The sequence below is a fragment of the Rummeliibacillus pycnus genome (assembly GCF_002884495.1).
In the GTDB taxonomy this organism is placed as follows: Bacteria; Bacillota; Bacilli; order Bacillales_A; family Planococcaceae; genus Rummeliibacillus; species Rummeliibacillus pycnus.
Map to the genome: position 1 here is coordinate 3,613,018 of NZ_KZ614145.1, position 23,072 is coordinate 3,636,089.

Consider the following 23,072-nt stretch of genomic DNA (forward strand, 5'->3'; position numbering starts at 1 on the left):
AAAATTAGGTTAATTTGTTAATATTCACCTTTTATTCTTGCTTTTATTTTTTATTTGCTTTGAAACCTTTTTCCATTTATTTCTCTCAGCTACCTGAGCTTGTGCATTTGTTTTTCTTTCGATAAATGCGAGCTCACGTTTTAATTTAAAATAGCTGTTGTATCTACCTTGTTCGAGCTCTCCTTCTTCAATAGCTGCAAGTACAGCACATCCAGGTTCTTTCATATGTTCGCAATCTCGAAAACGACATTGTGTTGCGAGTAATTCAATATCGCTAAAGCTGTTGTCTAAACTTTCTACATTATTCCATAATTGAAATTCCCGCATCCCAGGTGTGTCAATTAGTAAGCCTCCTTGTGGTAATTGGAAAAGCTCGCGATGTGTAGTGGTGTGTCGGCCCTTATCATCCGCTTCCCGAATTGTTTGTACAGCCATCACATCCTGACCACAAAGTGCATTGGTCAAAGAGGATTTACCAACTCCTGAAGAACCAAGTAAAGCAACCGTTTGACCATTTGTTAACAATTGCTGTAATTCATCGATTCCTTCTCCCGTAAAGCTACTAACAGTGTATACAGGAACACCAAAACAGATTGTTTCAACTTGGCTTAAATAATTTGAAACATCTTCGCATAAATCCTTCTTTGTTAAGACAATGATGGGATTTGCCCCTGAATCATATGCTGCGATTAAATATCTTTCTAATCTTCTTAAGTTAAAATCTTTATTCAAGCTCATTGTTAAAAAAACATGGTCTACATTAACAGCAATTATCTGTTCTTCAATGGTGAGACCTGCTTCTTTTCGTGAGAATAGAGAAGTACGCGGAAGAATTGCATGGATGATTCCTTTTTCTTCACCGGGTAACTGTTCTAAGACGACCCAATCACCTACAGCAGGGTAGTCACGACGCATTTTAGCATGGTATTGGAAATGGCCAGATGGTGTAGCTAGCCATTCTCCAATTTCAGTTCTGACACGATAAGAATGCTTGTGTTCCAATAAAACACGGCCAATCGTTACGTTTTTATGTGGATTTGCCATTTTATAATCATCATATTTGTCCTGCCATTTGTTATTCCAACCGTATTCAGTTAAATTCATTTTTCAGCCTCCTATTGTGTGTATAATGAGTATTCTGCTTTTAGAGATTTAGCTGCACTTGCAATGAGGTTCAGTTTAATTGATCGTTACAAAATGGGATCTGAACCTCTTATTCAATAAAAAAACCTGCAACTGCAAATTGGCAGTTACAGGTTATACGCACAATAAAAGAAGGCATACTTAGAAAGTATACGGAAAGTGAGTATATTGTAACAAACCAATTTGCAACATTTCAATGCTTGATAGAATTGTCATAATACCTCACCTACTTTCTCCTGAATAAGTTGATAACAGAATACCTTATATTCATAAAATTGTCAATTACTAGATTTTAAAAAATCTTTTTCCTATCTTGTTCTCGGTTTAAGCCCTCTGGCTCAATATGGACCAGTACAACGGCAAATGGTTTTGCACGTCGAATCGTTGTTTCGATTTCTTCCGTAATATGATGACTTTGCCAAACATTTAGTTCTGGATCTACAGTCACAGTAAGATCTGCAAAAATTAGATTGCCATGATTTCTCCCTTTAAAATCAACTAGTTGAATGACGCCATCTACGTTTTTGACTAGTACAGACAGGGTTTCTAATTCTTCCTCATCGAAGCCATCTGTTAACGTATGTACCGCATCAAAGAAAATATCATAAGCTGTTTTTAAAATCAGTAAGCCTACAGCTAAAGCAGTAATAGAATCGATAATAGGAAAACCAAAAACGGCACCGAAAATACCAATAGAAGTACCAAAGCTGACCCAAGCATCAGAACGATTATCATAAGCAGCAGCCTTTACTGCAGAACTTTCAATATGGTTAGCTAGACGTATATTGAAAAGGTATACCAAATACATTACAACCCCACTTCCAAGCGCAACATATGCTGTCAGTAATGAAGGAGTTGGATGATTGTCAGAAATAAAGCTTTTTCCAGCATTAAAGAGAACTTGAAAACCTACAATTGCCATGATAAAGGATGCAATAAGTGAAGAGATTGTTTCAGCACGTAAATGGCCATAGTGGTGATCTTTATCTGGTGGCTTTTGAGAAATTCTTAATCCAATTAGAACAGCTACAGATGCGATAATATCTGTAGTATTATTTAAGCCATCAGCTTTTAGAGCAGTTGAATGACCGATAAAGCCAATTGCTAATTTGACTGAACTAAGAATAAGATAGGTGAAAATACTGAGCCAGGCACCTTTTTCCCCTTGTCTTAAATTTGTATATAAGTCCACAATGTTTCCTCCTTGCAAAAGTTTCAGACAAGCGAAAACGACGCACACTTAGAAGAAAGTGTGCGTCGTTCTCTGTTTAGTTGTTAAGTTAAAGTACTAGTTATACTTTATTTGAATCAGTATTCTCATCAGATTGATCCGTTTCTTCGGATTCCTCTGGAAGCTTAATAACTTCTAGATATAGAATATGGTGACCATCTAATTCTTTAATAATGAATTCATAACCCTGTTCAGTAATTTTCTCGCCTTTTACAGCATCGAAATCTTTTGTCATGAACCATCCACCAATTGTATCGATGTCGTCTTCTTCGATATTGATGCCTAAGAAGTCATTAACATTTTCGATTAACATTTTGGCATCTAAAATAAAATGGCCATCATCAATTTTACGGATTTCAGGGACTTCATCCTGGTCGAATTCATCTCGGATATCACCGACAATCTCTTCGATAATATCTTCGATTGTGACAAGACCAGAAGTACCACCGTATTCATCCATTAAAATTGCCATATGAATACGTTCACGTTGAATTTTCAGAAGTAAATCACTTATCGGCATTGTTTCAAATACACGAATAATTGGTTGCATATATTCAGTAACTGGTTTTAAACCATTTGCTGGATCTTTAATATAAGCTGTTAGAAGATGCTTCATATTGACAAGACCTATAATGTGATCCTTATCGCCATCGATAATTGGATAACGAGTATATTGTTCTACACCCATTACTTCAAATACTTCTTTTAATGTTAATTCTTTTTCAATACCAATGATTTCAGTACGAGGTACCATGATTTCTTTGGCAATACGATCGTCGAATTCAAAAATGCTATTAACATATTTATATTCAGACTGATTAATCTCGCCGCCTTTTAAACTATCAGATAAGATGATTCGCAACTCTTCCTCACTCATTGCGACATCTGAATCTTTCATTCCTTTTAAGCCGAATAAGGCAGCTAAGCCATTAGCTGAAGAATTTAAGATTTTGATGAATAAGTACATAACATTATGGAATATGATTAAAAAGCCAGATATATTCAGTGCTACACTTTCTGCTTTTTGAATCGCTAATGTTTTTGGTGCTAACTCACCCATAACTACGTGCACAAATGTCACGATAGAGAATGATAGGATAAATGAAAGGATTGTAGTAATACTATTGTTTAAGTTTAGTAGGTTAAATAATGGAGCTAGTAGTTTTGCAACAGTACCTTCTCCCAACCACCCTAAACCTAAAGAAGTAATTGTAATCCCTAGTTGGCAGGCAGATAAATATTCATCTAAATTGGAAATTACTTTTTTTGCTTTTAATGCTTTTTTGTTACCTTCAGCGATGAGCTGATCAATTCGAGTTGTTCTAACCTTTACGATAGCAAACTCTGTTGCTACGAAAACTGCTGAACATGCGATCAAGACAGCAAATGCTGTCAATCGTATGGCTATGTCCAAAGACTTCCTTTGTTCCAAGACCCAAATGAGGGGGAGAACAAAGTGTACACCTCCTGTGATAATAAAAATATTTAAGTAAGACAATCATATGATATTTATCAAAAAAAAACAAATCATCTAGATGTTTTTGTCACTATTTCTCACATTTTCTACCTAATTTAGAGTACTTTAAGGGAATATTACGGGTAAATGAAGAATTATAGTATTAATGTATAAAATTTTCAAAAAGTATTGACAATTGGAAATTCGGAATGCTAATATTGAGAAACACTAAATAATAGATAGGAAATGGAGGTATGGATCATGAAATTGTTACAACTGAATTTAAAAAATGTTAAATTTCATAATAAGTCCACGCCCACTCCTATTTTTTTAATCGTTTGAATTATTGGATCGTACGGGTGTGCTCCTGTACTCTATTAAATTAGCGCATGCTCTTTTAAGGGTATGTGCTTTTTTGTTGTCTTTAATCACAAATGATTCGTGTAAAAACAAAAAGGGAGAGAGTGGATATGATGATTATTCGAAAAAAGACTAGACATTTAAACAAGGATTCGATTGATGATGGTTAGCTAAACTTGAAGAGAAAGGAATGAAATGATTAATGTTCGATGTATTAATAAAACTTAAATGGTTTTTCAAAGAAAACAGAAAACGATATACGATTGCAGTTTTACTGCTAATCGTTGCAAATACTTTAGAAGTACTGCCACCGTGGTTGATTGGTAAAACGATTGATTCAATTGACAGTGGGACCCTTACGGATTCACTATTGTTGCAATTTTTAGGCTCATTTGCAGCCATCTTAGTAATTGCTTATGTAGTAAATTTTATTTGGCAATATGAATTATTCGGTGGTTCAAATGTAATCGAGCGCAAATTGAGAAAAAGTTTAATGGCGCAGTTCTTAAAAATGTCACCACCGTTTTATGAGCGAAATAGAACTGGTGATTTAATGGCACGTGCTACCAATGATTTACGTGCAGTTTCTGTTACAGCTGGCTTTGGGATCATGACACTTTTGGATTCAACATTATACCTAGGTACGATTATTTTAATGATGGGTTTTTCAGTATCTTGGAAATTAACGCTTGCAGCTATTATTCCATTGCCAATTTTAGCGACTACGATGCAAATTTTAGGTAAGAAAATTCATGAAAAATATATGATTGCACAAGATGCTTTTGGACAGATGAACGACCGTGTATTAGAAGCTGTTGAAGGTGTGCGTGTAGTCCGTGCATATGTACATGAAAGAGCAACCGAAAAGCAATTTGCAGATATGACAGAAGACGTTTATCAAAAAAACATGAACGTAGAAAAAATCGATGCATGGTTTACACCAATAACACGAGTTCTAACTGGGCTAAGTTATATGATTGGTCTTGGTTATGGGGCGTACTTAGTATCTATTGGTGATATTACTTTAGGAAACTTAGTTTCTTTTAACGTCTATTTAGGGATGGTTGTCTGGCCAATGTTTGCAATCGGAGAATTAATAAATGTCATGCAACGTGGAAATGCATCATTGGATCGTGTACAAGAAACGTTAAATGAAAAAGAAGATGTGGCAGATCCACAATCTCCAACGGTAATTGAAAAACCCAATTCCATTGTTTTTCGCGATGTAACTTTCCAATATCCACAATCACAAAACATTAACTTGGCTCATTTAGAAGTATCTCTAGAAAAAGGGCAAACACTTGGGATTGTAGGAAAGACCGGTAGTGGTAAAACAACAGTGGTGAAACAATTGTTACGAGAATATCCCACTGGTGAAGGGGCACTAAAACTATCTGGTGAGTTAATCGAAGAACAAACTAAAGAACAGGTACGCAATTGGATAGGTTATGTTCCTCAAAATCATGTCCTTTTCTCTAGAACGATACGAGAAAATATTTTGTTTGGAAAACCAGATGCGACGGAAGAGGAATTACAGACAGCCCTTCAAGTGTCATGCTTTGAAAAAGATTTAGAAATGTTACCGATGGGATTAAATACATTAGTTGGCGAAAAAGGCATCTCTCTATCGGGAGGGCAAAAACAAAGGATTTCTATTGCACGTGCCTTAATACGAGATCCTGAAATCTTAATAATGGATGATTCGCTTTCAGCGGTTGATGCTAAAACAGAAAGTGCCATTATCAAAAATATTCAGCAAATCCGCAAAGATAAAACAACCATAATCGTAACGCATAGGCTGTCAGCAATTATGCATGCAGACTGGATTATCGTATTAGAAGACGGCAAAATTGTTGAGGAAGGTACACATGAACAACTAATTTTACAAGATGGTTGGTACAAAGAACAGCATGATCGCCAACAAATTGAGGAGGCGAAATAATGAGTACAACCAAAAGACTTTTTCAATATGCATTACTTTATAAAAAAATATTAGCTACAGGGTTAGTTCTTTTAGCTATTGCGGTGGCAGCAGATGTAGCAGGTCCACTAGTAGCAAAGAAAATTATTGATGATCATATCGCAAAAGCAGTTACACAAAGTTTAGAGTATAAACCTATTGCTATATTGCTAGCTGTATTCTTTGGTTTAGCAGTAACAACGGCAATTTTTAGATACGGTCAATATATCTTGTTACAAATGGGAGCCAATCGTATTATTCAAAAAATGCGAAACGATGTTTATCAACATATTCAAACTCTCCCAATCCATTATTTTGATCGATTACCTGCAGGTAAAGTAGTATCACGAGTAACGAATGATACGGAAGCCATTCATGATTTATTTGTTCAAGTATTATCACAATTTGCAGCAAGCTTTATGACGATTTTTGGTATCTATATTGCGTTATTCTTCCTTGATTGGAAAATGGCTTGTATTGCATTAATCATTATTCCATTACTTATCCTTTGGGCGATTCTATACCGAAAGTATGCGGCAAAATACAACCATATCGTACGTGGTAAGTTGTCTGATATGAATGGAATGATCAATGAGTCCATCAATGGTATGACCATCATCCAAGCATTTGGTCGAGAAAAACAAATGTCTGATGAGTTTAATGAACTAAATGATGAATATTATAAATATCAAAATAAACTGGTTTTATTAGACTCTGCTACTTCGCATAATTTAGTAGGAGTTATCCGCTCCCTAACATTTATCATGTTTATCTGGTATTTTGGTAGTGCTGAATTGTCTAATAATCGTGCGATTTCAATCGGTATGCTGTATGCATTTGTCGATTATATTACACGTTTGTTCAATCCAGTTACGAATATTGTCAACCAGCTTGCTAACTTAGAAAGGGCAAATGTTGCCTCTGAACGTATTTTTGAATTATTAGATCAAAATGGTGAACCAGTAGATGATACGAAAATTGACCGCTATCATGGGGATGTAGCATTCAATCATGTTTGGTTTGCCTATAAAGAAAAAGAATATGTTTTAAAAGATATTAACTTCAAAGCAAAACAAGGAGAAACAATCGCTTTAGTTGGCCATACAGGATCAGGAAAAAGTTCAATTATGAATTTATTGTTCCGTTTTTATGATGTGACGAAAGGTTCAATTACGATTGATGGAATGGATATTCGAGATTATTCACGTCAAACGATTCGTGAACATATGGGTATCGTCTTACAAGATCCATATTTATTTACAGGCACAATTGCCTCAAATGTAAGTCTAGATGATCCGAGGATTTCCCGTGAGACAGTTAAAAACGCATTAAAAGCAGTAGGTGGCGATCAAGTATTAGCCAATTTACCTGGAGGTTTAGATGAACCTGTTATTGAAAAGGGAAGTACACTTTCATCGGGACAACGACAATTGATTTCTTTTGCGAGAGCACTTGCATTTAATCCAGCGATTTTAATATTAGATGAAGCTACCTCCAATATTGATACAGAAACAGAAGAAATCATCCAACATGCAATGGAAGTATTGAAAAAAGGACGTACAACATTTATCATTGCACATCGACTATCTACTATTAAAAATGCGGATCGTATATTAGTTCTTGATCGGGGAGAAATTGTAGAACAAGGAACACATGATGAGCTGATTGCTTTTGGTGGAAAGTATCATCAAATGTATAGGCTTCAATCAGGGGAAATGAAATAATTGATACCATTTAAACTAATTTCCAACTATGAACTTCTTCGTTCATAGTTGGTTTTTTCTTTTTTAAGAATTTCATCACTCCATCTCAAGTGGAAAAACTGATATGATAGATATTAGTGTTTTTTATTCTGTATGAAGAACAATCCATATTAAAAGATTTCAAAGAAAGGAAGTTATGTTCATGGCACAAGTAATGGCTAAGCCTGCAGTGATGCGTACAAATTTAATACTTACGAACAAAGCGCGTGAAGGCATCTTAGCATGGGCGAAAGATGAACATGCTTTTTTTCATCTGCAAAAATCATTTGTTGTGCATATTGAGCATGTTCAGAATACTGCACAAGATGAAATGGCTGTTACACTCTATTTTGATAATATAGAAAATACTGTACTAGCAGAAAAACTAGATGCACAAGTAGCAGTGATGAATTGTGTAGTTAAGTATGAAGGTTTACTGGCAACAAATTTCCGTGTGTTAAGTAATCGAGTACCTGTTCATACGAATCGGCGCTTTAAAACCAAAATGCAGTTCGCAACAAATGCAAGCAATACAGTGGGTTTACCACTTGAATTACACAATAAAATTCGCGAACTACCAATTGCAGAAGAACGTTCCAAATATGTTCAAAAACGTATTTCTAGCTGGGAAGGTTATTTAAAAATTCAAGAAAGAGATGCAACGATAGATGATATGAAAGCATCTTTTTCTCACTACGAGTTTAATGAAGATTTTAGTAGAGTAACTTTCAAAATAAGTGGATTAAAGGAAAGTGAATGGCAAAAGGTACAAGGATTAAGTGCGAAAATTCAGGGATCAAAAGATGAGTTAGGAGCTGTATTAAAAGCACACCCTGCAAAAAAAACGGTTGAAATCGAGTTACGTCCATTTATACAGGTGCAAATTCGAAAAGACAAATGGCATCCGAAAATTAAAGAATTGGTTTTTAGTAACTTTGCTACGCTTAGTCAAATCCGTAGATTACGAAAAGGATTTAGTGACTTAGAAAAAGGTTTTGCTGCCAATGCCAATTTAGAGAAGATTCTCTTTGAAGAACGTCCTCGAATCACACCGCCTAAAAAAAGAGTAGAATTACAATTTGATAATCGACTTAATGAGTTCCAAAGGGAAGCGGTTATAGGAGCCATGTCAGCGGAGGATTTATATGTGATCCAAGGTCCTCCAGGTACAGGAAAAACAACTGTTATCTCTGAAATCTGCCAGCAAAATGCCAAAGCTGGTCTTAAAACATTAGTAGCATCCCAATCTAATTTAGCAGTGGATAATGCATTGAGTAGATTACTTGCTAATAAAGACATTCGTATTCTTCGTTATGGCCGTACGGAAAGCATCGAAGAAGAAGGCAAGAAATTCATTGAAGAAAATGTAGCTCTCTATTGGCGCGAACAAACATTACACGATTTGGAAGCGGAACTAGCTATACACAGAGATCGTACAGCAGAATTAGATACAGCAATTAAGAAAAAAGAAGCAGAATTGCAAGGGTTACAAACTCAGCTACAAGTACTGAACGAAAAGATTATTCAACAAGAGCAAGCGGAAAAAGAATATGTTGTTGTAGAAGAAAAGATTAAAACGCTAAAGAAATCATTAGGGGTATTGCGAAAAGAACTTCGTCGATTAGAAGAACAAACAACTACACTAACAACGAAGAAAAAAGATGCACAACAGCAAATTGAACAGTTTAAAGACTTACTTTCTAAATACGGTTCGTTAGAAAAAATAAAAGAAGTTGAACGGCAAAAACAAGAAGAGGTTGTAAAGTTACGCCAACAGGTTGCCTATTTAATCGCGAAAGGTGAACTGGAAGAAGCAGAAGTTTCGTTGAAAAATGCACGTACCGCTTATACTGATTGGCTTGAAAACCATAAAAAATTGCAAGCTTCAATTGAAGACATTGAAGAATGTAAAAAGATCCAAGATTTGAATGTATTTATGGAAGAACATCATATCCAGGCCAACACAAAAATTGAATGGCAACGAAATTCCTTTAATCGTATTAAAGCCCAAATGTTCGGCTATAACGAATGGAAAGATGTTAGAAATCGATTAAATAGTGCAATTGGATTTTTAGAAAAAAAAATTGGTATTACTCAGAGTCAGCAAATTTTGCAAAAAGTAGAGGCGCAAGCTGCTAATGGATATTCTTCTTATTCCATACGAGAAGTTGACCAAGCAATCGATCATTTTAAAAAATTTCTTCTTGAAACACCCGATTTATTTGTTAATCAGCTTTATGGATATCTAGAACGGTTATACAACCGTCGTCTTTTTGTTGAAGAGCAATTTGGCATGCTTGAAAATCAACGACTAGAAATTATGCGTCTATTTCAAATGATGAAACAAGAAGTTCACAACCAAGTTTCTTATATATTAAATACATCGAAACAACATGAAAGTGGATTATTGAATGTAGGAAATCGTTGGAATACAGAGGTTGAACAATTAAAGAAGAAGATTGATCAATTACAGGTTACGATTAGAGAGGAAGAAATAGCTGTTCCACTAGTTGAATTGCAAAATCAATTGATACATCTAGAAAAAGAAATAGCTGAAATTACCGAGCAACAACAAGTAGTTGCCTCAACTTTACCAAAGCTTCAACAAATAGAAGATGAGTTAGAACTAATTGTTCAGGACGAAGCAAAAGCATTAGAAGAATTTTCATTAAAAGAGGGACAAGTGAAGGAAGTTAATACCAAGGGACTTGTTCAAGAAAAAAAATTAAAAGAACTAGAACAAATTCTGCAGCAGGATTTAACGAGACAAAAGCAATATACAGAAGAGACAATTAGTAGTGTGCAAAAGACAATTGAAAAACTACTACACGATCAGCAACAATTACCAATCAAACAACAGTTGCAACAACAATGGCATCAGTTATTGTTAAATGCCAGTGAACATGATTTAGATGAAATTAGAAAACTGTATGTAAATCATGCCAATGTAATCGGGACTACTTGTGTGGCTTCTGCGAGAAAAGAATTTATGGATAACTATCCTACCTTTGATGTTGTCATTATTGATGAGGTATCAAAAGCAACACCACCAGAGTTACTTCTTCCTATGTTAAAAGGGAAGAAAATCATCTTAGTAGGTGATCACCATCAACTACCGCCGTTAATCGGAGATGACACATTAGAAGAAACATTAAAAGCGATTATTGATGAAAGTGATGATTTACAAGAAATTAATGAGTTGAAAAAATTATTAAAAGAATCATTATTCGAACGCTTATTTAAAAATTTACCGAAGAGTAATAAGCAAATGCTAGCGATTCAATATCGTATGCATGAGAACATTATGAAAACCATTACGCCATTTTATAAAAATGAAGATAATTATCTACGCTGTGGTTTAGAAGAATCGGATAAAGTACGCGACCATTTCTTAGAAGGAAATTATGTAAAACGCAGTGATCATTTAATATGGCTCGATATGCCAAGTAAGAAACCCTATTTTGAAGAGCAGATGAAAAATGGCAAGAGTCGATTTAATCCAGGAGAATTAGATACGATTCGTCATACATTACTAGATCTCAATCATGCAACTGAAATGGCTATTGCAAGTGGTAATTTACCAGAAGGTACAAAGAAAAGCGTAGGGGTAATCAGTTTCTATGGTGAACAAGTAAAGAAAATAGACCATCTTGTGCAACAAGAACTGAAACTAGATCACTTACAACTTCGTACAGGAACAGTTGACCGATTCCAAGGTATGGAAATGGATGTCATTATCGTTAGTATGGTCCGCAATACGGAGCATAAGGGTGGAGACATTGGGTTTGCCAATGATTATCGTCGATTAAATGTAGCGTTATCACGTGCAAGAGAATTGCTTATTCTCGTAGGAAGTACTGATATGTTTACAAAACGTGCGAAGAAAAAAGAGTCTCGTGAAATGTATAGCTATTTACTTGAAGTTGTAAAATCACAGAACGGCCTTCGTGATGAGGAAGGAAATCCAAAATAGTATTTTGAAGGGAGGCATTCACCTTGAAAGCATTAGAGAAAAAGCTTACAGACAAAATTAAACAAGACAAAAGTGTTGAAATATTATCGGTTTCAAGTTGGTGCTTTCCTATTCAAACGATTGAGTTTAAATATAAACCAGTAAAACGATTTACAATGGATATCTTGATGAAGATGGTATTACTTAGCTGCCAACAAGCAGAGATTGCCGAACCAAAAGAACTAAGTGATCTATTATTGGTCGAAGAATTATTTATCCGTGATTTACTACAAAATCTACAAAAAACGGGTTTGGTAGAAAAAGAAGAATATTATCAACTTACTGAGAGAGGAAAGAAACAGTTAGAAAACGGTATTTTTGAAGAAGCACAAGAAGAGGAAATTCAGGAATTACTTTATAGTTCAAATCATAAAGCTTTTTTGGTAGGGGATATTGAACAATTGGATGATTTCGATGAATTTCCAGAAGCTTTTGCCTATGCTTCTGAAGAACCGATAGCTATAGAGAATGAAGTGATCATCCAGGCACTCCAGGAAAATCGCCCAGTTTCTGAAGATGAAGAATCTAGTGAAAATACAGTGCAAACGTTCATCACTTCGATTGAATCAATAGAAACTGTTCAAATAAATGATATCCCATGTATGCAATTTATTCTTTATAATAAAGAAAAAGATTTGCTCTATGTTCGTGTTTGGAATACCTTAACGGGATTTTGGGATGAGTCACTAGAAAAATTATTAACAGAAAAAGAATTACTAAACTGGCGTGAAAAATACTTGGATAGAATAGGGAATCTTTAAAAGGTCTTATACAAAATAGTTAGGAAATCGTATGATGGAAATTTTATTTTATAACTCAAGAGATTGAAAAACTATGGTTGGTTTGGAGTGGAAGATGACAACCCATGGAAAATGTAAATCTTGTGAAGGCATCTTAATTGAAGTGGAATTAGTGGAGACTCCTGTGGGAATATGGACTAGACGAGACCCCGCAGAAAGCGATTAAGGAACGGAGTCTAAGAACGGCCACGTCCGCGGAAAGAGCTGACTGGAACGGAATGCAAAACTGTATGTTTCGAAAAAGTATATGGATTCAATCGCATAATAATAAAAAGAAATCCGAACAAATGTAAAATTTTAAATAGAATTTCACAATATAGTTCGGATTTTTCATTACCTAAAATACTTTTGTCTTAACCTCTTTTTACTTTTAGGATAACCCTTAATCTCTATTATGAATAAGTAAAGAGTCTTTACTTTAGCGTAGTAGCTACGAATAAGAAGAGCAATTTGATAAATTTCTAATCATAAACATGAAACAGCATTAACTCATGTACCATCTTTTTCACTTGTTCCTCATTAGGTGGCGTTTCACTATACCAATTAATGGCACCATCTTTTTCATATATTCCTTCATAGCGATTTTGTTTATAGAAGAAACTGATTGTCCAGCCAGGAATTTGTTGATTTTCGTAAAGTGGTTTGAAGCTAAAATGTTGAATCATAAGTATGCCCCTTTCACGGTGAAATCTTCTTTTATTTAGTATAAATTGCCAATGACATTATTCAAAGCAAAACATAAGACTATGTCGAAAAATGGCTATTCATTTTATAACAATGAACGGTCTGTTATAATAAAGTGAAACTTCCATGGGTAGGGGACTTACTGCCCGTTAATGCGGGGTAAAGCTTAGTTTTGAAGAAATGAGTGAATCAGATGCATACGCTATTATCGATTTTATTTATGACGGTTGTAGGAGCGGTAATTGGTGGACTTACAAACTTTATTGCCATTAAAATGTTGTTTAGACCACATAATCCGATTTATCTTGGTTCTTGGCGATTGCCATTTACACCTGGTTTAATCCCTAGAAGACGTGATGAACTAGCGAAACAACTTGGGAAAACTGTTGTGAACTATTTATTGACGCCAGAAATGTTCCGAAAAAAATTGTTCACTGAAGTTAACAGACGAATAGTAGAACAATGGTTAAATGATAAAATCAAAGAAAATGTATTTACCGAAGAAAAAACAATTAATGAGTGGATTCAACAAATTGGGATAATCAATTTACCACAAACAATTGAAGGTAAGATTGATACTATTGTAGTAGAACAAATGAATCATTTGCAACATGTTCTTTCAACAAATTCTATTGAGGCTTTGTTGCCAGAATCTTGGCAAGCAAAAGCAACGACGAAGATACCTGAAATATCTCGTTATATTTTGCAAAAAGGTGAATCTTATTTTGAATCAGAAGAAGGCTATCAAACGATTAAACGTTTAATCGATGACTTTTTAGATTCCAAGGGAACACTTGGAGGAATGATTCAAATGTTCTTAGGCGATTCTTCTTCACTTGTTGGAAGAGTACAAAAAGAAATGAACAAGTTTTTTAATGCACCTGGTACTATGGTGTTATTAACTAATTTATTGACATCTGAATGGCAAAAACTAAAAGTACAATCTGTTCCGCAATTACTTGGAGAGTTAGATTTCACATCAACTACCACAAGAATCCAAACTTATGTAAAAGAAGAACTACAATTAGAAAATCGTATGGACAAACCACTTGTGTATTATTGGAAAGATGGTGCAGAATGGCTAGCTCAAAATATTGTGCCACAACTAATAGCAAAAGGCTTTGTTATGGCTGAAGATCAACTTGAAGAAGCTATCAACCGTCTAAACTTGCAGGAAATTGTAAGAGAACAAGTGGATTCCTTCCCAGTAGAAGTCTTAGAAGATTTAGTGTTAGGAATATCAAAACGTGAATTTAAAATGATCACTTTACTAGGATATGTTCTTGGTGGCGTAATTGGAGTCATACAAGGAGTCATTGTAACCATATTCTAGAGTATCCAACTGAATAGTTGGATTCTTGAAGAACTTGGGGCATTGATATGGTTGAGTTTTTTATTGATCTATATGGGCGAATCAACAGTATTGTTAAAAAAGCTAAAATAAAAAGAAAGTAGGGAAATGAAATGAATAATATTTATAACGAAATTAATGCTTTGGAAGGATCATTCCGTAAAACAAACGAGTTTAAAGCTTTGGAAGAAGCGACTACCTCTGTAAAAGCTGATGCAGATGCAAAAGCACTTTTCCAAAACTTCCGTAAAGTTCAACTTTCATTACAAGAAAAACAAATGAAAGGTGAACAAATTGGAGAAGATGAATTACAATATGCTCAAAAAACAGCTCAACTAGCTCAACAAAATGAAAAAATTGCAAAAATGCTACAAGCTGAAATGGCATTAAGTGGTCTTATTGAAGAAATCAATCGAGTACTTGTCAAACCAATTCAAGGTTTATATAAAGAATTAGACTAATTATTAGTAAAAAATATCAGGCAATAATTAAGATTACTGAAAAGTTTGCTAGTAATAAGCATAGCCAGTAAGGAAACAATGAATCGTTTCCTTACTGGCTTTTTCTTCGATCCGATAATAAAAGATCTTCACATCTTCACTTTTGTCATAGAATTAGATTTGTTTCGAGATTTAAACAAAAATTTGCTACAATAGATTAGATGTTTGAAAAGTCTAATATGTTATTTAGTGAAAACAAAAGCAACAAAATATATATCACAGCTTTACAGAGAGAAGTGAAAAAATTAAATGAAAGTATTAAAAATAGATCAAGAATACCCACAAGATTTTATGCGAGTATTTCATGATATCACCAATTTATTTTTTGAAGATACAAAGCTTGCGAAAAAGGACATGACTCCAGATTTAGTGGTTCATTTTGATCATTATACGGATGAGGATTTTACTATTATTTCAGATGCAACCCTTCAAGTAAAAGACCAGCTGTATAAAAGTCATTTCGAGCAAAAGTATGAAACAGAGGGAACTGAAAAAGAGCAAAAAATCCGATTGAAACGTGCACTATCATATGTTTTACTGGATACGCTTGAACAAATGACAGGAATTAAACAACAATGGGGGATTCTAACAGGTATTCGTCCGACAAAGCTTTACCATAAATTTAGAAAAGCTGGATTATCAGATGAAGAAATTCATGATAAGCTGACAGATGAATTTAGCTTAGCTGATGAAAAAATTAGTATGTTAAATCGAATTGTGAAAAACCAGCTAAAGACAATTCCTGACTTAGACACAATTGGTAATGAAGTCAGTATTTATATTGGTATTCCGTTTTGTCCGACAAAATGTGCTTATTGTACATTCCCAGCATATGCTATTCAAAGTAACCGAAAAAAGGGCAGAGTTGCGACGTTTTTAGATGGTTTGCACTATGAAATCGAAGAAATGGGAAAATGGTTAAAAGAACATGATATGAGAATTACTTCTGTATATTGGGGAGGGGGTACTCCTACTTCTATAGAAGCAGATGAAATGGATGCATTGTATCAAACGATGTTTGATTCGTTCCCACATACTGAAACTATTCGTGAAATTACAGTTGAAGCAGGAAGACCAGACACCATTACTCCTGAAAAATTAGCAGTATTGAAAAAATGGGGAATCGATCGTATTAGCGTTAATCCACAATCATATACAGATGAAACATTGAAGGCAATTGGTCGGCATCATTCAGTTCAAGAAACAATTGATAAATTCTGGATGGCAAGAGAAGCAGGTATGAATAATATTAATATGGACCTGATCATAGGACTTCCAAATGAAGGTATTGAAGAATTTGAGCATTCACTAAGTGAATCTGAGAAAATGATGCCGGAATCACTGACAGTTCATACACTATCCTTTAAACGTGCATCAGAAATGACGCACAACAAAGAAAAATATAAAGTAGCGGACCGAAAAACGGCAGAAGCTATGATGCACCGTGCTCATAATTGGACAACTGAACATGGGTATACACCATATTATCTATACAGACAAAAGAATATTTTAGGGAATTTAGAGAATGTAGGTTACTCTCTTCCGGGGGAAGAAAGTATATATAATATTGTCATCATGGAAGAGGTCCAAACAATTATTGGACTAGGATGTGGTGCTTCTACAAAGCTTGTTAATTCAGACAACGGCAAAATCACTCAATATTATAATCCAAAAGATCCTGCAGCATATATCCTTACTTTTGAAGAAGCGACTCATAAAAAAATCCAGGCTTTAGATAAGTTATATGGATTTGAGACAAGTAAATAATTTGGTTTAAAAGCTATCTAACTATTTTTTAGAAAACCTAATTCTATGCAAGAATGCCGATATAAATCTTGCGTCATCCCGTGCTTTTATTTCTACAGGTACTATAATCAAAAATGCATTTTAAATACTTCAACGATAGAAGAGCTGATTCATTAATTGGATAGCTCTTTCTTTTTATATGGATCAAAAAGCCATAAGGCAATTTGCAAAACAACAGCATCTTGAAAAACAACAGGATTATATCCTGTTTGTTCATAAATTTGGTTGAGCCTATAGGACAATGTATGTCTATGAATATTTAACGCTTCAGCTGCTAGTGCAAGTTGTTGATTGCAATGTAAGTATTCTTCTAATGTATGTAGTAATTTTAAGTTTAAATGTTTAAAAATTCGATTTGTAAAATGTTTCGCTTCAGGTGAATCTTTCTTTTTTAGTAATGAATAAAATTCGACTTTTTCAAAGAATGTAGTTATTTCTGTAGAATCACTGTACTCAATCGCTGTTTTAGCAGTGTCATAAGCTAGATGAATCATACTTAATTGATCTACTACTTGCCCTACGCCTACTTTTACATGTGCATATTTTTTAATTTGGTTAATTAAAGAAGTTAGTTGTTTCTTCACTATTTCCCCATCAATTTCGGAAGTTAATATAAAAAATTCTTCCGATTGAACTTTTCCAACTAAAACAGAATCATGATTATAAAAATCCTCTAAGTATTCAACAAATGATTGATAAGCTTGTTGTTTCGGAGTTGCTTTCATAATAATTAGGTGAAAAGGTGGTTCTGGAATAAAAGAAACTTTTGATAATCGCTCAAGCATTACTTTGTCTAAAGGTTCTCCATTGAATAAATCCTCAAAAAGACGTTCTCGCATTTTACGTTTCCATTCAGATTGGGAGGCAATTAATGCTTGATGGACCATCATTTCTGTTGTGAGTTGTACAAGTGTGGAAATTTCTATAATTTCATTTGGATCTCCGGTAATACCCACGATTCCAACTAATTCGTTTTGAAAAAAGATGGGGAGATTAATGCCTGGCTGTGTTTTTGGGAATAGATGCATGTTTTGTTCATTAATAATTAAAGGCTTTTCTGACTCAGCAACAATTTTCGCGCCTTCATGAATGCTTTCAACACGTAACTGGTCCCCAGAAGCTAAAATCATGCCATTAGTATTCATCACATTAATATTACGATGAAGTCTTAACATAGTTTGTTCAACTATTTGATTGGCTAATTGTTTGGAAATCAAGATATACTCCTCCATGTCTAAAAAATGACTGTTATATGACAGAGAAATTATACATTAAGTATAATGTAAAAGATCAGAATTATCACTATAATTTTTTGTAAGCACTTTATTGATAGGAGGTGTTGACGTGAAAATTATTGTCAGCCCAGATTCTTTTAAAGGATCGTTATCCGCAACAGATGCGGCAAAAGTGATGGCAGATGCTATCCATAACCTAGATGAGAAAATTGAAATTGTACGATTACCTGTAGCAGATGGAGGTGAAGGTACACTTGATGCACTTGTGAATGCAACAAATGGTGAAATTAAAACTGTTCAAGTTCAGGATCCATTAGGAAGGGTGATTACTGCGCTATTTGGAGTTCTTGGTGATGGCCAGACTTGTATAATTGAGATGGCAAAAGCTTCAGGCTTAACACTATTATCGCAGGGAGAACGTAATCCATTAAAAGCTTCAACATATGGCACTGGGCAACTAATTCTTCATGCCTTGGATGAAGGCTACCGGACATTTATCATAGGCATTGGAGGCAGTGCTACAAATGATGGAGGAATGGGAATGCTACGCGCACTAGGTATGAAGTTTTTAGACATTGAAGGCGATGAATTAGCAGATGGTGTAGAATCATTACAAAACTTAGTGGAGATTGATATGAGCAATTTCGATGAACGAATTAAAAGTGCTCATTTTGTAATTGCATGTGATGTCGATAATCCTCTCGTAGGGCCAAATGGGGCAACTGTAGTTTTTGGCCCTCAAAAAGGTGCTACTAAAGAAATGATAAAAGGTATGGATGCTAATTTAAGCCATCTAGCAGATCATATTGAAAAAAAAACTGGTATTGCGTTACATCAAAAAGCGGGTGCAGGTGCTGCTGGTGGTATTGGAGGAGCTTTCTTAGCTTTCTTTCCAGTGCAATTAAAACCAGGAATTGAAGTTGTCATGAAAGCAATTGATTTTGAACACCATCTACAATCAGCTTCATACGTATTAACAGGAGAAGGAAAGTCGGATTTACAAACATTATCTGGAAAAGCTCCAATTGGAATTGCAAAAGAAGCAGCCAAACATCAAGTACCAGCAATATTAGTTTCCGGATATGTTGAGGAAACAAGTAAAGAAAAATTAGCAAACTATTTTAAACAGATTGCAAGTGTAGTGAATGAACATGTTTCAATAGACGAGTCAATTTCAAACACTGCATTTTATTTAAAACAAAGAACCACTGAAACAGTTCAAAGACTACTAAATTTATAAGGGTGTTAAGATGTTATTTATGATGATTTAAATTGTGTATTGTTTATTGCAACTGTAAAGCTAAAACTACATCCATTCTTAGCATTAAATCCTTGTTATTTTTTTTGTGGGAATTACGTCTGAACTTTTAGATGTGCGAGTTTCAACAATTAGTATTACAATGAATGATTGTTTGTGTATTATTTGTATAAAGTATAAATCTAAAGAACCTAGTGTTACTCTCACACTAGGTTTTTTGATTTATACTTATCGTTTTTTTAATAGGCTAAAATAGGATATGGACAACCAATGCATAAGTGTAGAATAGATTACATATGATAGAAACATGCTAAGCATCAGACATCATAAGACTAGAATGCTATAATAATAAAGTCAATACAGAGTAATCGACATAATAATTAATGCTCAAATAGTTTGGTTCAGTCGATGAAATATTCGTATTGGAGGTTTCTTATATGGATGAAATAACATTAAAAAAACACCTATTGGATCTAAAAAACGAAGAAAGCACATGGAAGGACTATGATCAACAAGAGCTTCTTGATGCAATGTTGGAACATATTGGCTCACCAGATCCGGAGCTTAGAGATGAATTAATCTATCATCAGTTCAGTCAAATTATTCATAATGGTGATCAACTATCAGATGAAACGCTCATTGATTTGCTAACAAAAGCATTGGGAGACGAATATTTGTTTTATGAAATAGGAGAAGTTGGTACGGATCATGTCTTTAAACGATCTTTTTCTGTCTTATTAATTACATTAATATTAAGTAAAGACTTAGAACATTCGTTTATCTCTTTACCATTATTGGATAAAGCAAGAACTGAACTATTACTATATTTAGATTTAGAACATGATTTAAGAGGATATGTCTCTGAAAAAGGATGGGCACATAGTGTTGCGCATACGGCAGATGCAATTGATGAAATAGTTAAGAACCCTAAATTGAAAGTGCAATATTTCCCCTCTATTTTCCAAGGACTTGTTAATAAAGTCTTTACTTTTGATGATGTGTATATTGCAGATGAAGATGAACGGATTTTAGCTCCAATAATGACCATGCTAGAAATTGGTTTAACACTTGAGACTGTCGAAGGTCTATTCGATAAAATTCCAACTTTTTTAAAACAACAAAAGGACAAAATAGGTGAGGAGAAATATTTGAAACTGTATGCTAACTGTAAAAGCTTTCTAAAGAGCTTTTATATTCGTACAAGATCAAATGATAAATGGGCATCCATCCACCAACGTATTGGAAAATGCTTAAATGAGTTATAGCTTGTTTATATTCTACTATTCGTTCGTAAAGTTTTTTTAATATAACAATTTTGAAAAAGGCTACCGTTTTTACATGTCGTAAATACGGTAGCCTTTTTTGCATTTTATTTAACTTTAATCTATTTAATATTCGGAAGATAACAATGAATTACTGAATTCGAAAAAATAAAACTACTTTATAACATGTATTTATATAAATTACTAAAATTACATTATTTGTATTTAACTTTACTAAATTAGTGCGCTAATAAATTTTTAAATTGTGACAATAGACTGAATTTACAGTAAATAATAAATATAAATATTAAAACATATTTATTATTTATTTGACTATTTCGACCATTGTTTTTAAATAAAAATGCAAAATGAAACTATTAATTGTGAAATGGAGGATAGTTTTGAATTCCTTCAATTGTCCCGAATTTAAAAATATTCTATCAACTTCTTTTATTCTGTTTATTTGTTTGATATAGTATTAACATGCTATTTAAAAATAGCGAAAATTCTATATTCGTAATAGGGGGATTCTTAACATGAAGAAGAAACACTTTATGTGGTTAACAATCCTTGCTGCTCTTACTTTAGTATTAGGGGCATGCGGCTTTGGCGGAGACAAATCTAGCGATTCTTCAAAAGGTTCAAGTGAAAAAACACTTAAACTTGCAATCGCTTCAGAACCACCAAGCTTAAACCCACAATTAGCAACAGATTCACAATCTGGATCAATTCTTAACGCGGTATTCGAAGGTTTAACTCGTGTTAATGATAAAGACCAAGTTGAGAATGCTATGGCTAAAGATATAAAAGTTAGCGATGATAAATTAACTTACACATTCACTTTACGTGATGGCGCAAAATGGTCTAACGGAGATCCAGTAGTAGCTGGAGATTTCGAATATGCATGGAAATGGGCATTAAACCCTAAAAATGCATCTCAATACGCATACATTCTTTACCCAATCAAAGGTGCAGAAGCTTACAACACTGGTAAAGGTAAAGTTGAAGACGTAGGCGTAAAAGCTATTAACGATAAAACTTTAGAAGTAAAATTAAACAATCCAACACCTTACTTCCTAAAATTAACTGCATTCTATACTTATATGCCAGTTGATCAAAAAGTCGTTGAAGGTAAAAAAGACTGGGCCGCTGATGCTGGTGCAAACTATGTAACAAACGGACCATACGAATTATCTGAATGGAAACATAACGAGTCAGTAACTCTTAAAAAATCTAAAAACTACTGGGATAAAAACAATGTAGATGTTGATACAGTCAACATTGCAATGGTTGAATCTGCTGCTACAGCAGACCGTATGTTCCAAAGTGGTGATCTTGATTTCATCGGTGCTCCATTCCAATCAGTATCACTTGATAAAATTGATACGTATAAAAAAGACAAATCTTTACACATCTCTAATCTAGCAGCAAGCTATGATTACAAATTCAATACAAAAGATAAATACATGAAAAATGTAAATATCCGTAAAGCATTAACTCTTGCAATTGACCGTCAAGGCTTAATCGATAACATTACAAAAGGTGAACAAAAACCTGCTAATGGTATCGTACCTAAATCAATCGCTGGTTGGGATACTCAAAAACAATTCTTCAAAGACAATGATATTGCTGGTGCACAAGCTGCACTTAAACAAGGTATGAAAGAATTAGGTATTAAAAAAGCAAGCGATATTAAAATCAAACTATCTATTAACACTGACGAAGGTCACCAAGCAATTGCTCAATACATCCAAGAAGGTTGGCATAAAAACTTAGGCATTGATGTAACAATCGATACTTCTGAATGGCAAGTGTTCATAGACAAAATGCAAAAATTAAACTTCCAAGTAGGCCGTATGGGTTGGAATGGTGACTATAATGATGCAAACACATTCTTAGATGCATACACAACTGCTGATAATGGTAACAACATGACTGGTTGGGAAAATCCTAAATATAAAGACTTAATGGCTAAAGCTACTAAAGAAACTGATGAAGCAAAACGTATCCAACTGCTTCAAAAAGCTGAACAAGTATTTATGGCTGAATATCCAGCAGCACCAATTTATGATTATACGAACCTATATGTTAATAAAGATTACGTTAAAGGCATGGCTCCAGATTTACTAGGAAACATTAACCTTAAAAACGTTAAAATCGAGAAATAATTCATCACACTTTGTATTACTAGCCTTCTGGTAAGTAATCACAATAAGGGTTGCCGGGCATCACTTCCGTGATAACTCGGCAGCCCATTCTATATTATGAAAAG

General features: G+C 34.2%; 15 protein-coding genes. 10 read left to right on the forward strand and 5 right to left on the reverse strand.

Annotation, left to right across the window (positions count from 1 at the left end; translation table 11 throughout):
* Positions 1-24 precede the first annotated feature (24 nt).
* The 3 genes from rsgA to CEF14_RS17730 form a co-directional block, all read right to left on the reverse strand.
* Complete coding sequence (gene rsgA, locus CEF14_RS17720; RefSeq protein WP_102694038.1) at positions 25-1,104, reverse strand: ribosome small subunit-dependent GTPase A; 1,080 nt, start codon at positions 1,102-1,104, stop codon at positions 25-27.
* A 331-nt stretch (positions 1,105-1,435) separates the two neighbouring features.
* The gene (locus CEF14_RS17725) at positions 1,436-2,335 is read right to left on the reverse strand and encodes a cation diffusion facilitator family transporter (RefSeq protein WP_102694039.1); all 900 of its coding nucleotides are present in this window, start codon (positions 2,333-2,335) and stop codon (positions 1,436-1,438) included.
* Between the two features lie 100 nt (positions 2,336-2,435).
* Positions 2,436-3,788 carry a hemolysin family protein gene (locus CEF14_RS17730; protein WP_245890208.1) on the reverse strand — a complete coding sequence of 451 codons (1,353 nt, stop codon included), beginning with the start codon at positions 3,786-3,788 and terminating at the stop codon, positions 2,436-2,438.
* Positions 3,789-4,392: 604 nt separating this feature from the next.
* Between CEF14_RS17730 and CEF14_RS17735 the strand changes: the two genes are divergently transcribed.
* From CEF14_RS17735 to CEF14_RS17750, 4 genes are all read left to right on the forward strand, one after another.
* Complete coding sequence (locus CEF14_RS17735; protein WP_102694040.1) at positions 4,393-6,132, forward strand: ABC transporter ATP-binding protein; 1,740 nt, start codon at positions 4,393-4,395, stop codon at positions 6,130-6,132.
* Positions 6,132-7,874, forward strand: a complete 1,743-nt coding sequence (locus CEF14_RS17740; protein ID WP_102694041.1) for an ABC transporter ATP-binding protein — start codon at positions 6,132-6,134, stop codon at positions 7,872-7,874. The genes CEF14_RS17735 and CEF14_RS17740 overlap by 1 nt, the downstream gene beginning before the upstream one ends.
* 181 nt (positions 7,875-8,055) lie before the next feature.
* The gene (locus tag CEF14_RS17745; RefSeq protein ID WP_245890209.1) at positions 8,056-11,865 is read left to right on the forward strand and encodes an AAA domain-containing protein; all 3,810 of its coding nucleotides are present in this window, start codon (positions 8,056-8,058) and stop codon (positions 11,863-11,865) included.
* Between the two features lie 23 nt (positions 11,866-11,888).
* Positions 11,889-12,665 carry a hypothetical protein gene (locus CEF14_RS17750; RefSeq protein ID WP_102694042.1) on the forward strand — a complete coding sequence of 259 codons (777 nt, stop codon included), beginning with the start codon at positions 11,889-11,891 and terminating at the stop codon, positions 12,663-12,665.
* Between the two features lie 500 nt (positions 12,666-13,165).
* Here CEF14_RS17750 and CEF14_RS17755 read toward each other — a convergent pair whose 3' ends face one another.
* A complete protein-coding gene (locus CEF14_RS17755) occupies positions 13,166-13,369 on the reverse strand; it encodes a YheE family protein (RefSeq protein WP_102694043.1) in 204 nt (67 codons plus the stop codon).
* Between the two features lie 212 nt (positions 13,370-13,581).
* Here CEF14_RS17755 and CEF14_RS17760 point away from each other — a divergent pair, with 212 nt between their 5' ends.
* The 3 genes from CEF14_RS17760 (at position 13,582) to CEF14_RS17770 (ending at position 17,006) form a co-directional block, all read left to right on the forward strand.
* Positions 13,582-14,721, forward strand: a complete 1,140-nt coding sequence (locus CEF14_RS17760) for a DUF445 domain-containing protein (protein ID WP_102694044.1) — start codon at positions 13,582-13,584, stop codon at positions 14,719-14,721.
* A gap of 131 nt (positions 14,722-14,852) precedes the next feature.
* Positions 14,853-15,200, forward strand: a complete 348-nt coding sequence (locus CEF14_RS17765; protein ID WP_102694045.1) for a YlbF family regulator — start codon at positions 14,853-14,855, stop codon at positions 15,198-15,200.
* 288 nt (positions 15,201-15,488) lie between these two features.
* Positions 15,489-17,006 carry a coproporphyrinogen III oxidase gene (locus tag CEF14_RS17770; RefSeq protein WP_102694046.1) on the forward strand — a complete coding sequence of 506 codons (1,518 nt, stop codon included), beginning with the start codon at positions 15,489-15,491 and terminating at the stop codon, positions 17,004-17,006.
* A gap of 152 nt (positions 17,007-17,158) precedes the next feature.
* Here the strand turns inward: CEF14_RS17770 and CEF14_RS17775 are convergent, their stop codons facing one another.
* Entirely contained in the window at positions 17,159-18,262 is a 1,104-nt protein-coding gene (locus CEF14_RS17775) for a CdaR family transcriptional regulator (protein WP_170061541.1), read from the reverse strand.
* Positions 18,263-18,389: 127 nt separating this feature from the next.
* Between CEF14_RS17775 and CEF14_RS17780 the strand changes: the two genes are divergently transcribed.
* The 3 genes from CEF14_RS17780 to CEF14_RS17790 all read left to right on the forward strand — a co-directional run bounded on the left by CEF14_RS17780 (position 18,390) and on the right by CEF14_RS17790 (position 22,968).
* The gene (locus CEF14_RS17780; protein ID WP_102694048.1) at positions 18,390-19,520 is read left to right on the forward strand and encodes a glycerate kinase; all 1,131 of its coding nucleotides are present in this window, start codon (positions 18,390-18,392) and stop codon (positions 19,518-19,520) included.
* Positions 19,521-19,975: 455 nt separating this feature from the next.
* The gene (locus CEF14_RS17785; RefSeq protein WP_102694049.1) at positions 19,976-20,803 is read left to right on the forward strand and encodes a DUF2785 domain-containing protein; all 828 of its coding nucleotides are present in this window, start codon (positions 19,976-19,978) and stop codon (positions 20,801-20,803) included.
* A gap of 533 nt (positions 20,804-21,336) precedes the next feature.
* Complete coding sequence (locus CEF14_RS17790; protein ID WP_102694050.1) at positions 21,337-22,968, forward strand: peptide ABC transporter substrate-binding protein; 1,632 nt, start codon at positions 21,337-21,339, stop codon at positions 22,966-22,968.
* The last annotated feature ends 104 nt before the right edge of the window (positions 22,969-23,072 follow it).